The 13,579-nt window shown below is 70.3% G+C and carries 8 protein-coding genes; all 8 read left to right on the top strand.

The features are described from left to right. Positions 1–44 precede the first annotated feature (44 nt). The 8 genes from gltB (at position 45) to hisB (ending at position 13,576) form a co-directional block, all read left to right on the top strand. The gene (gene gltB / locus ACZK5D_RS05680) at positions 45–4,574 is read left to right on the top strand and encodes a glutamate synthase large subunit (protein WP_458993901.1); all 4,530 of its coding nucleotides are present in this window, start codon (positions 45–47) and stop codon (positions 4,572–4,574) included. Next, on the top strand, positions 4,567–6,033 hold the full coding sequence (gltD, locus tag ACZK5D_RS05675) for a glutamate synthase subunit beta (protein ID WP_463664590.1): 1,467 nt from the start codon (positions 4,567–4,569) through the stop codon (positions 6,031–6,033). Before gltB ends, gltD begins: the two co-directional genes overlap by 8 nt. Positions 6,034–6,065: 32 nt before the next feature. Beyond that, a complete protein-coding gene (locus ACZK5D_RS05670; protein ID WP_463664589.1) occupies positions 6,066–6,365 on the top strand; it encodes a putative quinol monooxygenase in 300 nt (99 codons plus the stop codon). A gap of 96 nt (positions 6,366–6,461) precedes the next feature. Beyond that, complete coding sequence (dnaE, locus tag ACZK5D_RS05665; RefSeq protein WP_463664588.1) at positions 6,462–10,001, top strand: DNA polymerase III subunit alpha; 3,540 nt, start codon at positions 6,462–6,464, stop codon at positions 9,999–10,001. After that, the gene (locus tag ACZK5D_RS05660) at positions 10,001–10,570 is read left to right on the top strand and encodes a hypothetical protein (RefSeq protein WP_458993905.1); all 570 of its coding nucleotides are present in this window, start codon (positions 10,001–10,003) and stop codon (positions 10,568–10,570) included. Before dnaE ends, ACZK5D_RS05660 begins: the two co-directional genes overlap by 1 nt. A gap of 11 nt (positions 10,571–10,581) precedes the next feature. Beyond that, positions 10,582–11,883 (top strand): histidinol dehydrogenase, encoded by a 1,302-nt coding sequence (hisD, locus tag ACZK5D_RS05655; RefSeq protein ID WP_458993906.1) that lies wholly within the window; start codon positions 10,582–10,584, stop codon positions 11,881–11,883. Further along, on the top strand, positions 11,880–12,971 hold the full coding sequence (locus ACZK5D_RS05650; protein WP_458993907.1) for a histidinol-phosphate transaminase: 1,092 nt from the start codon (positions 11,880–11,882) through the stop codon (positions 12,969–12,971). The genes hisD and ACZK5D_RS05650 overlap by 4 nt, the downstream gene beginning before the upstream one ends. Next, on the top strand, positions 12,968–13,576 hold the full coding sequence (gene hisB, locus ACZK5D_RS05645) for an imidazoleglycerol-phosphate dehydratase HisB (protein ID WP_463664587.1): 609 nt from the start codon (positions 12,968–12,970) through the stop codon (positions 13,574–13,576). The genes ACZK5D_RS05650 and hisB overlap by 4 nt, the downstream gene beginning before the upstream one ends. Positions 13,577–13,579 lie beyond the last annotated feature (3 nt).

The raw sequence follows: 13,579 nt of genomic DNA, 5'->3' as shown, positions 1-13,579 counted from the left end.
CCCCGCCGCGGCACGTCCTTAACTGACTTCGAGAGGACCAGTAGATGGCTCAGAGCGTGTTCCCGCACCGCGAGAAGGTGGGTCTGTACGACCCGGCCTACGAGCATGACGCCTGCGGTGTCGCCTTCGTCGCACACCTCGACGGCGTGCCCCGGCACCAGATCGTCGAGCAGGGGCTCGAGGCGCTGCGCAACCTGGACCACCGCGGCGCCACCGGCGCCGACGAGGCGGCCGGTGACGGCGCGGGCATCCTCATCCAGGTCCCGGACCGCTTCCTGCGCTCAGTCGTCGACGCCCGGCTCCCCGAGGCCGGCGAGTACGCCGTCGGCATGGCGTTCCTCCCCGTCGACGGGCAGGGGCGCGCCGAGGTGAAGGCCGCCGTCGAGGCCATCGCCGACGAGGTGGAACTCGACGTCATCGCCTGGCGCGAGGTGCCCGTCGAGACCGGCACCCTGTCGCCCATCTCGATCGGCGCCATGCCGCACTTCGAGCACCTGATCGTCGCCGGGCGCGAGGGCCAGACCGGCATCGACCTCGACCGCCACACCTACGTGCTGCGCCGCCGCGCCCAGCACGAGGCGGGCCTGTACTTCTCGTCGCTGTCGTCGCGGACGCTGGTCTACAAGGGCATGCTCACCACGGCCCAGCTCGAGGAGGTCTTCCCCGAGCTCCACGACGACCGGGTGGAGTCCGCCCTGGCGCTGGTGCACTCCCGCTTCTCCACCAACACGTTCCCCGCGTGGGAGCTGGCGCACCCGTACCGGATGATCGCGCACAACGGCGAGATCAACACCGTGCGCGGCAACCGCAACTGGATGCGCGCCCGCGAGGCCCTGCTCACCTCGGACAAGCTCCCGGGCAACCTCGACAAGCTCTTCCCGATCTGCACCCCCGACGGCTCGGACTCGGCCTCCTTCGACGAGGTGCTGGAGCTCCTGCACCTCGGCGGGCGCTCCCTGCCCCATGCCGTGCTGATGATGATCCCCGAGGCGTGGGAGGGGCACGCGGAGATGGACCCCCAGCGCCGCGCCTTCTACGAGTACCACTCGATGATCATGGAGCCGTGGGACGGCCCCGCCTGCATGACCTTCACCGACGGCACCATCATCGGCGGCTGCCTGGACCGCAACGGGCTGCGCCCGGGGCGCTTCTGGGAGACCGCGGACGGCCTGGTGGTGTTCGCCTCCGAGGCCGGCGTCCTGCCGATCGAGGCGGGCGACGTGGTCCGCAAGGGTCGCCTCCAGCCGGGCCGCATGCTGCTGCTCGACCTCGAGAAGCACACCATCGAGTCCGACGACGAGGTCAAGGGCGCGCTCGCCGCGGAGCACCCGTACGGCCAGTGGGTCGCGGAGAACAAGATCGAGCTCGACCGGCTGCCCGGCCGGGCGCACATCGTGCACTCGCACGCCTCCGTGATCCGGCGCCAGCAGGTGTTCGGCTACACCGAGGAGGAGCTGCGGCTCATCGTCGCGCCCATGGCCAACACCGGCACCGAGCCCATCGGCTCGATGGGCACCGACTCGCCGATCGCGGTCCTCAGCAGCCGCCCGCGCCTGATCTTCGACTACTTCAAGCAGCTGTTCGCGCAGGTGACCAACCCGCCGCTGGACGCCATCCGTGAGGAGCTCGTGACCTCGCTGACCACCAAGATCGGCCCCGAGCGCAACCTGCTGGAGCCCACAGCGGAGGCGGCCCGCCAGATCACCATGAACCGGCCCATCCTGGACTCGGAGCAGCTGGCCAAGATCGTGCGCCTCAACCAGGACGGCGACCTGCCCGGCTACGGCACGCACGTGGTGCGGGGCCTCTACAAGGTGGCAGGTGGCGGACGCGCGCTGGAGAAGAAGATCGACGAGATCTGCCAGGAGGTGTCGGCCGCCATCCGCGGCGGCGCCCGGGCGATCGTCCTGTCGGACCGGCACTCCACCGCCGAACTCGCGCCCATCCCGTCGCTGCTGCTGACCGCCGCGGTGCACCACCACCTGGTCAGGGAGAAGACCCGCACCCAGGTGGGCCTCGTGGTCGAGGCCGGCGACGTGCGCGAGGTCCACCACATGGCGCTGCTCATCGGCTTCGGCGCGGCGGCGATCAACCCATACCTCGTGTTCGAGTCCGCCGAGGACCTGGCGCGGCGCGAGATGTACGTCGACGTGTCCGCCGAGAAGGCCATCGCCAACGTCGCCAAGGCGCTGTCGAAGGGCGTGCTCAAGGTGATGAGCAAGATGGGCGTCTCCACCATCGCCTCCTACACCGGCGCCCAGATCTTCGAGTGCGTCGGGTTGAGCCAGGAGGTGGTGGACCGCTACTTCACCGGCACCACCAGCCGGCTCGGCGGCCTCGGCCTCGGCCAGCTGGCCGATGAGATCAAGGCCCGCCACACCACCGCCTACCCCAGCGACGGCATCCCCCTGGCGCACCGCAACCTCCTGGTGGGCGGGGAGTACCAGTGGCGCCGCGAGGGCGAGCCGCACCTGTTCGATCCAGAGACGGTGTTCCGCCTCCAGCACGCCACCTCCACCGGCGACTACACCATGTTCAAGCGCTACACCTCGCTGGTCAACGACAACTCGTCGAGGATCATGACGCTGCGCTCGCTCATGGACTTCAAGCCCGCCGAGCCCATCAGCATCGACGAGGTGGAGCCGGTCGAGAGCATCGTCAAGCGGTTCTCCACGGGCGCCATGAGCTACGGCTCGATCTCCATGGAGGCCCACCAGACCCTCGCGGTGGCGATGAACCGCATCGGCGGCAAGTCCAACACCGGTGAGGGCGGCGAGGACCCGGAGCGCCTGCACGACCCGGCGCGCCGCTCCGCCATCAAGCAGGTGGCCTCGGGGCGCTTCGGCGTCACGTCGGAGTACCTCACCTACGCCGACGACATCCAGATCAAGATGGCGCAGGGCGCCAAGCCCGGCGAGGGCGGTCAGCTGCCCGGCCCGAAGGTGTACCCGTGGGTGGCCAAGACGCGTCACTCCACCCCCGGCGTGGGCCTCATCTCCCCGCCGCCGCACCACGACATCTACTCGATCGAGGACCTCAAGCAGCTCATCCACGACCTCAAGTGCGCCAACCCCTCGGCCCGGGTGCACGTGAAGCTGGTCTCCGAGATCGGCGTGGGCACCGTCGCCGCGGGCGTCAGCAAGGCCAAGGCGGACGTGGTCCTCATCTCCGGCCACGACGGCGGGACGGGCGCCGCCCCGCTCACCTCGCTCAAGCACGCGGGCGCGCCGTGGGAGCTCGGCCTCGCCGAGACCCAGCAGACCCTGCTGCTCAACGGGCTGCGGGACCGCATCGTCGTCCAGTGCGACGGCCAGCTCAAGACCGGTCGCGACGTGGTCGTCGCCGCCCTGCTGGGCGCCGAGGAGTTCGGCTTCGCCACCGCACCCCTGGTGGTGTCCGGCTGCGTGATGATGCGCGTGTGCCACAAGGACACCTGCCCGGTGGGCGTGGCCACGCAGAACCCCGAGCTGCGCGGCAAGTTCCACGGCGACCCGGACCACGTGGTCAACTTCTTCATGTTCATGGCCCAGGAGGTGCGCGAGCTGCTCGCCTCCCTGGGGCTGCGCTCCATCGACGAGGCCGTGGGCCGCGCCGACCTGCTGGACGTGGCCAAGGCCGTGGGCCACTGGAAGACCCACGGGCTCAACCTCTCGCCCATCCTCACCCAGATCGACGTGCCGGCCGGCTCGCAGCGGCACTGCTCCACGAAGCAGGACCACGGCCTGGACGCCAAGCTGGACGTCGAGCTCATCCGGCTCGCCGAGCCGGCCCTGGCCCGGGGGGAGCAGGTGCGCCACTCCCTGACCGTGCGCAACGTGGACCGCACCGTCGGCACCATGCTCGGCCACGAGGTCACCAAGGCCACCGACGGGCTGGGCCTGGCGCCCGGCACGATCGAGTTCACCCTCACCGGCACCGGGGGCCAGAGCTTCGGGGCGTTCCTGCCCCGCGGCATCACGCTGCGGCTCATCGGAGACTCGAACGACTACTTCGGCAAGGGGCTCTCGGGTGGTCGGCTCGTGGTCACCCCGCCGGCGGGCGTCCGCTTCGATCCCTCCGAGCAGATCGTCGCCGGCAACGTCATCGGCTACGGCGCGACATCCGGGTCGATGTTCCTCCGCGGCCTCGTGGGCGAGCGGTTCTGCGTGCGCAACTCGGGCGCCACGGCGGTCGTCGAGGGCGTGGGGGACCACGGCTGCGAGTACATGACCGGCGGTGAGGTGCTGGTCCTCGGACCCACCGGCCGCAACTTCGCCGCGGGCATGTCCGGCGGCGTGGCGTGGGTGCTGGACCTCAACCCGCTTCGGCTCAACACTGAGCTCGTGGACCCCGTCGAGCTCAGCGACGCTGACGTGGCCCGGGTCAGGGAGCTGATGGGCGAGCACCGGGCCGAGACCGGTTCGCTGGTGGCCGACGAGCTGCTCCAGCTGGGCGACGACGAGCTGCGGCTCCGCTTCACGAAGGTGCAGCCGCGTGACTTCGCCCGCATCATGGCCGTCCAGGCCCGGTCCGTCGCCGACGGGCTCTCGGAAGAGGAAACCACCAAGCTGATGATGGAGGCCGCTCATGGCTGATCCCAAGGGTTTCATGACCACACCCCGTCAGGTGGCCGCCCGCCGCCCCGTGGAGGAACGCATCCATGACTGGAAGGAGGTCTACCCGGGCAGCCCGGGCAAGGCGCTCCTGCCGATCATCTCGGAGCAGGCCGGGCGCTGCATGGACTGCGGCATCCCCTTCTGCCACAACGGGTGCCCGCTGGGCAACCTCATCCCCGAGTGGAACGACCTGGTGTGGCGCGACGAGTGGCAGGCCGCGCTCGACCGGCTGCACGCCACCAACAACTTCCCCGAGTTCACCGGCCGGCTGTGCCCGGCGCCCTGCGAGACCGCCTGCGTGGTGGCCATCAACATGGACGCGGTGACCATCAAGAACGTCGAGGTGGCCATCATCGACAAGGCCTGGGAGGACTCCCGGGTCACCCCGCAGCAGCCCGAGTGGCACACCGCCAAGACCGTGGCCGTGGTGGGCTCCGGCCCCGCCGGCCTCGCCGCGGCGCAGCAGCTGACGCGCGCCGGGCACACCGTCGTCGTCTACGAGCGGGCGGACGCCATCGGCGGCCTCCTGCGCTACGGCATCCCCGAGTTCAAGATGGAGAAGGCGGTCCTCAACCGCCGCCTCAAGCAGATGGTGCTCGAGGGGACGCAGTTCAAGACCGGCGTCAACGTGGGCGTCGACATCACGGGCAAGGAACTCCTCGACCGGTACGAGGCCGTGGTCCTGGCCATCGGCGCCACGGTGCCCCGCGACCTTCCCGTCCCGGGCCGCGAGCTCGCCGGGATCCACCAGGCCATGGAGTTCCTGCCCCAGGCCAACCGCCGCGCCGTCGGCGAGGAGGTGCCGGACCAGATCACCGCCGAGGGCAAGGACGTGGTGATCATCGGCGGCGGAGACACCGGCGCCGACTGCCTCGGCACCTCGACCCGTCAGGGGGCCCGGTCCATCACGCAGCTCGAGATCCTGCCGATGCCCCCCGAGGACCGCCCCGCGGGGCAGCCGTGGCCCACCTACCCGATGACGTTCAAGATCACCTCCGCGCACGAGGAGGGCGGGGACCGCGTCTACGCCGTCTCCACCAACCGGTTCGTGGGCGACGACGAGGGTCGCGTGGCCGGCCTCGACATCGTCGAGGTCCGCTTCGAGGCGGGGCGCTTCGTGCCCGTCGAGGGCACCGAGCGGCACATCCCCGCGCAGCTCGTCCTGCTCGCGATGGGCTTCACCGGTCCGCAGCAGGCCGGCCTGGTGGAGGAGCTGGGCTTGGAGCTCGACCCGCGCGGCAACATCGTGCGCGACGACCAGTACCGCACCAGCGTCGAGCACGTGTTCGTGTGCGGCGACGCGGGCCGTGGGCAGTCCCTGATCGTCTGGGCGATCGCCGAGGGCCGGTCCTGCGCGCAGGGCGTCGACGCGCACCTCAGCGGCTCCTCGAAGCTGCCCCGCCCGATCGGCCCGGAGGTCCGTCAACTCCTCGTCTGACGCGGCCGGAGCCTCGGCGTAGGGTGTCTGCCATGAAGACACTCTTCGCCGAGTTCACCGCGCTGCCCGGGCACGAGGACCGGGTGGCGGAGCTGATGGCGGGCCTGACAGAGAAGGTCCGCCGCGAGCCGGGCAACGTGATGTTCCTGCCGTTCACCCGGGAAGAGCATCCCCGTCGCTGGTTCGTGTTCGAGCAGTACCGCGACGACGCCGCGTTCGAGGCACACATCACGGCGGACTACGGCGCCGAGTTCAACGCGGAGCTCGCGCACCACATCGTAGAGGACGGCTCCCACCTCACCTGGCTCGACGAGCCGGCCGCCACCGCCTGACCCCTCCGCGACGCGCCCCAGCGTGCGGGGCGTCGCGGCGCAAGGGCGGGTATGGTGGGGAGCCGCCGCCCGGTTGGCAGATGGAGGAGATGTGTGATGGCCGAGAGCTTCGTTCACCTCCACAACCACAGCGAATTCTCCATGCTCGACGGCGCCGCCCGCGTCAAGGACATGTTCAGCCAGGCGGAGAAGCTGGGCATGACGGCCCTGGCCATCACGGACCACGGCAACCTGTTCGGCGCGTACGAGTTCTACAAGGCGTCGAAGAACTTCAAGGTCAAGCCGATCATCGGCCTCGAGGCGTACCTCACGCCCCGCACCCACCGCTCCGAGCGCAAGCGGGTCCAGTTCGGCGACGGCACCGGCGACGACGTGGCCTCCAAGGGCGCCTACACCCACATGACCATGTGGGCCGCCACCCCCGAGGGCATGCACAACCTGTTCCGGCTGAGCACCCGCAGCTCGCTGGAGGGCTTCTTCTACAAGCCGCGCGCGGACCGGGAGCTGCTCCACGAGTACGGCACGGGCCTCATCGCCACCACCGGCTGCCCGTCCGGCGAGGTGCAGACGTTCCTGCGGCTGGGCCAGTACGACAATGCCGTCGCCACCGCCGCGGAGTTCCGCGACATCTTCGGCGAGGGCAACTTCTACGTCGAGCTGATGGACCACGGCCTGGAGATCGAGACGCGCGTCCGCCACGACCTGCTGCGGCTGGCCAAGGACCTCAGGCTTCCGCTGGTGGCCACCAACGACTCGCACTACGTCCACGCCGACGACGCCGACGCCCACGACACGCTGCTGTGCGTCTCGGCCGGGTCCCGGAAGGCGCAGACCGACCGGTTCAAGTTCGACGGCAACGGCTACTACATGAAGTCGCCCGCGGAGATGCGGGCCCTGTTCCACGAGCTCCCCGAGGCCTGCGACAACACGCTGGCCATCGCCGAACGCATCGAGACCTCCTTCGACGAGGGCTCCGGCACCTACATGCCGAAGTATCCGGTTCCCGAGGGCGAGACCGAGGACTCCTGGTTCCACAAGGAGGTGGAGCGCGGCCTGCACGAGCGCTACCGCGGCCAGATCTCAGCCGAGGTGCGCGAGCGAGCCGAGTTCGAGACGGGCATCATCGCCGCGATGGGCTTCACCGGCTACTTCCTCGTGGTGGCGGACTTCATCAACTGGGCCAAGAAGAACGGGATCCGCGTGGGCCCCGGCCGAGGCTCCGGCGCGGGCTCCATCTGCGCCTACGCCCTGCGCATCACGGACCTCTGCCCGCTGCAGCACGGGCTGCTGTTCGAGCGGTTCCTCAATCCCGAGCGCGTGTCCATGCCCGACTTCGACATCGACTTCGACGATCGCCGCCGCGCCGAGGTGATCGCCTACGTCTCCGAGAAGTACGGCAACGACAAGGTCGCCCAGATCATCACCTACGGCTCGATCAAGGCGAAGGCCGCGGTCAAGGACGCCGCCCGCGTCCTCGACATGCCGTTCGCCATCGGCGAGCAGATCACCAAGGCGATGCCGCCGGACGTGATGGGCAAGGGCGTGCCGCTGGCGGACCTGTTCGACGAGAACCACAAGCGCTACAACGAGGGCAACGAGTTCCGCGAGCTCTACCAGAGCTCCCCGGACGTGCGCACCGTCGTCGACACCGCCAAGGGCCTCGAGGGCCTCAAGCGTCAGTGGGGCGTGCACGCCGCCGGCGTGATCATGAGCTCCGATCCGCTCATCGACATCATCCCCCTGATGAAGCGCGAGGCCGACGGCGCAATCATCACCCAGTTCGACTACCCGGGTTGCGAGTCGCTCGGCCTGATCAAGATGGACTTCCTGGGGCTGCGCAACCTCACGGTCCTCGACGACGCGGTGCGCAACATCAAGCTCAACCAGGGCTTCGACCTGGACCTCGACGCGCTCGTCGACGACATGACCGACAAGGCCGCCTACGACCTGCTGGCCAGCGGCGACACCCTGGGCATCTTCCAGCTCGACGGCGGCGGCATGCGCACGCTGCTGCGCCTGATGCAGCCCGACAACTTCGAGGACATCTCCGCGGCCCTCGCCCTCTACCGCCCAGGCCCGATGGGCGCCCAGTCCCACACCAACTACGCGCTGCGCAAGACCGGCGCCCAGGAGATCGTGCCGATCCACCCCGAGCTGGAGGAGCCGCTCGCCGACATCCTGTCGACCACCTACGGGCTGATCGTCTACCAGGAGCAGGTGCAGCAGATCGCCCAGCGCGTCGCCGGCTACTCGCTGGGCAAGGCGGACCTCCTCCGGCGTGCCATGGGCAAGAAGAAGAAGGAGGTGCTGGACGCCGAGTTCGTCCCGTTCTCCGAGGGCATGCGGGCCAACGGCTACTCCGACGCCGCGGTCAAGGCGCTGTGGGAGATCCTCGTCCCCTTCTCCGACTACGCCTTCAACAAGGCCCACACCGCCGCCTACGGCGTCATCTCCTACTGGACGGCCTACCTCAAGGCGAAGTACCCGGTGGAGTACATGGCCGCGCTGCTCCAGTCGGTCCGCGACGACAAGGACAAGTCGGGCCTGTACCTGGCCGAGTGCCGCCGCATGGGCATCCAGGTTCTCCCGCCGGACGTCAACTCCTCCGAGACCGCCTTCACCCCTGTCGGGGACCACATCCGGTTCGGCCTGGGCGCGGTGCGCAACGTCGGCGACAAGGTGGTCAGCGCCTGGATCGCGGAGCGCAACCGCAAGGGACCGGCCACGGACTTCCACGACTTCCTGGACAAGTCCCCGCTGCTCATGTGCAACAAGCGCGTCATCGAGTCGCTGATCAAGTCCGGGGCCTTCGACGAGCTCGGCCACACACGCCGGGCGCTCATGGGCATCTTCGAGACCGCCGTGGACTCGATCATCGACGTCAAGCGCAACGCCGAGAACGGGCAGGACGGCTTCGACTTCGGCTTCGACACCGCCGAGGTCGCGGGCGGCGCCACCCCCCACGATCAGGTCCCGCAGGTCGACGAGTGGGACCGGCGGACCAAGCTCGCGTTCGAGCGCGAGATGCTCGGGCTCTACGTCTCCGACCATCCGCTCAACGGCCTCGAGCACGTCCTGCAGACCCACAGCGAGCGGCCGATCGCCGCCGCGACGGCGGGGGACGGATACCGGGGGCCGACCAAGCTGTGCGGCCTGATCACCAGCGTCAACCGGCGCGTGAACAAGGCCGGCAACATCTGGGCGCTGGTGGTCCTCGAGGACCTGACCAGCTCCATCGAGGTCACGGTCTTCCCGCGGGTCTACGACCAGGTGGCCACGCTCCTCGCGCCGGACACGATCGTCTCGATCGAGGGCACCGTCGAGGCCGGCGAGGATCGCGGCCGGATGCGCGCCCAGAGCGTCGTCGCGCCGCACATGAGCGCCGAGGGCAACGCGGGCCCGCTGGCGTTGACCCTGCCGGCCGTGCGCTGCACGCCCGGGGTGGTCAGCCGGATCAAGGAGATCCTGGCCCAGTATCCGGGCTCGGCGGAGGTGCACCTCCAACTGCGGACGGGGGACCAGGTGAAGACCTTCAGACTGGGCGACGGGTTCCGCGTGGAGCTCACGTCCGCGCTGTTCGCGGACCTCAAGGCCGTGCTCGGGCCCAGCTGCGTCGGGGTCGGGAGGCAGGACTGATGTCCGACGACGTGCTCATCATCTCCCGGAAGGGCCAGCTCACCGAGCTGTGGGACTCGACGGCGTGGCGGGTGGCGCTGTACCTGCTGGCCTCCGTTGCCCTCGGCGTGGTGGCCGGGCTGCTCTGGTCCTGGCTCGCGCCCCTGCCCGCCTACACCATCAACGACGACATGACCGCCGTCATCAACGAGCGGGCGCACACGAGCATCGTCGCGGCGGACGTGGCGTTCACCTTCATCACCGGGGCGGTGGGGCTGGTGCTCGGCGCCGTCGGGTGGGTGATCCTCCACCGGCAGGGGTGGGTGGTCATCGCCGTGCCGCTCATCGGGTCGCTGGCGTGCGCGCTGACGGCGTGGCAGGTGGGGCTTCTGGTCGGGGAGTCCGGCTTCGTGGACAGGCTCGCCGGCGCGCAGGCCGGCGACGTGGTGCGCGTGGACCTGATGCTGAGGGCTCTGTCGGCCCTGCTGGTGGCTCCGTTCGCCGCGATCACCCCGATCATGCTCATGGCCGCCTTTTGGCCCGAGCCGCGCGTGGAACGCCCGGAGGAGGAGTCCGGCGAGGCCCACTAGACTTGGGCGTTGTGCTGCGAGTTCTAGATCTGACGGGCGTCGACGGCGCCTACCGCGACCACCTTCCCCGGGGCCAGTTCGACGTGGAGGCCGCCGTCTCCGTCGTCGCGCCCATCGTCGACGCAGTCGTGCATCGCGGCGAGGACGCGCTGCGCGAGTTCTCGCAGAGGTTCGACGGCGTGACCCCCACCCACCTCCGGGTGCCGGCGGAGGCGTTGAGGCGCGCCGCCGACGAGCTGGACCCTGACCTGGCCGATGCCTTCGCGGAGGCCATCCGCCGCCGACGCCACGTGGCCGGCGAACTCGAGCTCGACCGCAACCCGGCGCCTGCCGTCCTGGCCGACGGCGCCCGCGTGGGGCTGCGGAACATCCCGGTGGACCGCGTGGGCCTCTACGTGCCCGGCGGCCTGGCGCCCCTGGCCTCCAGCGTCATCATGAACGTGGTGCCCGCGCAGGTGGCCGGGGTGCCGTCCATCGCGGTGGCCTCCCCCCCGCAGAAGGAGTTCGGCGGCCTGCCGCACCCCAACATCCTGGCCCTGTGCCACATCCTCGGCGTGGAGGAGGTCTACGCCGTCGGAGGCGCCCAGGCCATCGCCATGTTCGCCCACGGCGTGCCGGGGCTCTGCGAGCCGGTCTCGCTCATCACCGGTCCCGGGAACATCTACGTGGTGGCCGCGAAGCGGCTGGTGCGCGGCCTGGTCGGCATCGACTCGGAGGCCGGCCCCACCGAGATCGCGGTCATCGCCGACGACACTGCCACCCCCGCCTACGTGGCGGCGGACCTCATCTCCCAGGCCGAACACGACCCGATCGCGGCCTCGGTCCTGATCACCGCGTCCCCACGGCTGGCCGAGCGGGTCCAGGAGGAGCTGGCGGCCCAGGTGCCTGCCACCCGGCACGTCGAACGGATCCGCACCGCGCTGGGCGGCCAGCAGTCCGCGGTGGTGCTGGTGCGCGACATCGACCAGGCGATCGCGGTGGCGGACGCCTACGCCGCGGAGCACCTCGAGATCCAGACCGCAGACGCGGAGTCCGTGGCCAACCGGATCCGCAACGCCGGCGCGATCTTCGTGGGTGACTACTCGCCGGTGTCGCTCGGCGACTACTCGGCCGGCTCCACGCACGTCCTCCCCACGGCCGGGTGCGCCTGCCACTCGTCCGGGCTGAGCGTGCGCTCGTTCATCAAGACGGTCCACGTCATCGGCTACACGTCGGAGGCGCTCATGGCCATCGCCGACGGCGTGGAGCGGTTCGCCAACGCGGAGGACCTCCCCGGCCACGCGAACGCCATCACCGTCCGGAGGCCCCGATGATCACCCTCGACCAGCTGCCCCTCCGAGCGGACCTGGTGGGGCAGGAGCCCTACGGCGCCCCCCAGCTGGACGTGCCCGTGGTGCTCAACGTCAACGAGAACCCGTACCCGCCGTCGCCGCTGATCCGGCACGAGATGGCGGCAGCCGTCGTCGCGGCCGCCGGCACCCTCAACCGGTACCCCGACAGGGAGGCGACGGCGCTGCGCCAGGACCTGGCGGCCTACCTGGGGCACGGGCTCACGGCGGAGCGGATCTGGGTGGCCAACGGCTCCAACGAGATCATGGCCCACCTGCTCACCGCCTTCGGCGGACCCGGGCGCCGGGTGCTGGCATTCACCCCCACGTACTCGATGTACCCGGAGTACGCGCGCAACACGTGCACCGAGTACGTCGCGGTCCCCAGGCACCCGGACTTCACGCTGGACGCCCGGCTGGTGCTGGACGCCGTCCGCGAGGAGGAGCCCACCGTCGTCCTCATCGCCACGCCCAACAACCCCACCGGCACCGTGGTCCCGCTGGAGGTGATCGACGAGATCTGCTCCGGCACGGACGCCATCGTCGTGATCGACGAGGCGTACCAGGAGTTCTCGGCCAAGCCGTCGGCGCTGGAGCTGCTGGATCGTCACCCGCGGCTGGTGGTGTCGCGGACGATGTCCAAGGCCTTCGCCCTGGCCGGCGGCCGCGTCGGCTACATGGCGGCGGCCCCTGCCATCGTGGACGCCTGCCGCATCGTCCGCCTGCCCTACCACCTGAGCGCCCAGACCCAGGCCGTGGCACGCGTGGCGCTCGCGCATGCCGACGAGCTCCTGGCCCAGGTGCGTGAGCTGGCCGCGGAGGCCAGGGGCTTCGAGGCCTGGGCACGGGGCCGCGGCTACGACGTGATCGACTCAGAGGCCAACTTCAGCCTCATCGGGCGTTTCGCGGACCGGCACCGGGTCTGGCAGGACCTGCTCGACCGGGGCATCCTGATCCGGGAGACCGGACCCGCCGGCTTCCTCCGCGTCTCCGCCGGCACGCCGACGGAGATGGCCACGCTGCGCGCGGCCCTGGACGACCTCAACCCCACGATCGAAGGGACCACACCGTGACCCGCACCGCCACCGTCGAGCGCTCCACGAGCGAGTCGAGCATCAAGGTCACCGTCGACCTGGACGGCACCGGCCGCTCCACGATCAGCACGGGCGTGGGCTTCTACGACCACATGCTGACCGCGTTGTCGCGGCACTCCCTCATCGACCTCACCGTCGAGGCCACCGGGGACCTGCACATCGACGGCCACCACACCATCGAGGACGCGGCCATCTGCATCGGCCAGGCCATCAGGCAGGCGCTGGGGGACAAGTCGGGCATCCGCCGGTTCGGCCACGCCGTCGTGCCGCTCGACGAGGCGGTCGCGGACTGTGTCGTCGACGTCGCGGGCCGCCCGTACGTGGTGTGCAAGGGGGAGCCGGACGGCCAGGTGTACGCGCTCATCGGCGGATCGGGCGTGCCCTACGCCGGGTCCATGACCTACCACGTGGTCGAGGCGCTGGCCCTCAACGCGGGGCTGTGCGTGCACCTCACCCTCCTCGCCGGCCGCGACCCGCACCACATCGTGGAGGCCCAGTTCAAGGCGCTGGCCCGGGCGCTGCGCGAGGCCGTCGAGATCGACCCGCGCGTCACCGGCGTGCCCAGCACCAAGGGCTCGCTCTGAGCC

It is taken from the genome of Tessaracoccus yangjingae (assembly GCF_055326235.1).
The sequence above is the reverse complement of the archived record's forward strand: the minus strand, read 5'-3'. Positions and strand labels throughout refer to the sequence as shown.

What these genes read in the sequence shown, in the direction of transcription:
- gltB (WP_458993901.1), top strand. Translation starts at nt 45, where the DNA reads ATGGCTCAGAGCGTGTTCCCGCACCGCGAGAAGGTGGGTCTGTACGAC.
- gltD (WP_463664590.1), top strand. Translation starts at nt 4,567, where the DNA reads ATGGCTGATCCCAAGGGTTTCATGACCACACCCCGTCAGGTGGCCGCC.
- ACZK5D_RS05670 (WP_463664589.1), top strand. Translation starts at nt 6,066, where the DNA reads ATGAAGACACTCTTCGCCGAGTTCACCGCGCTGCCCGGGCACGAGGAC.
- dnaE (WP_463664588.1), top strand. Translation starts at nt 6,462, where the DNA reads ATGGCCGAGAGCTTCGTTCACCTCCACAACCACAGCGAATTCTCCATG.
- ACZK5D_RS05660 (WP_458993905.1), top strand. Translation starts at nt 10,001, where the DNA reads ATGTCCGACGACGTGCTCATCATCTCCCGGAAGGGCCAGCTCACCGAG.
- ACZK5D_RS05650 (WP_458993907.1), top strand. Translation starts at nt 11,880, where the DNA reads ATGATCACCCTCGACCAGCTGCCCCTCCGAGCGGACCTGGTGGGGCAG.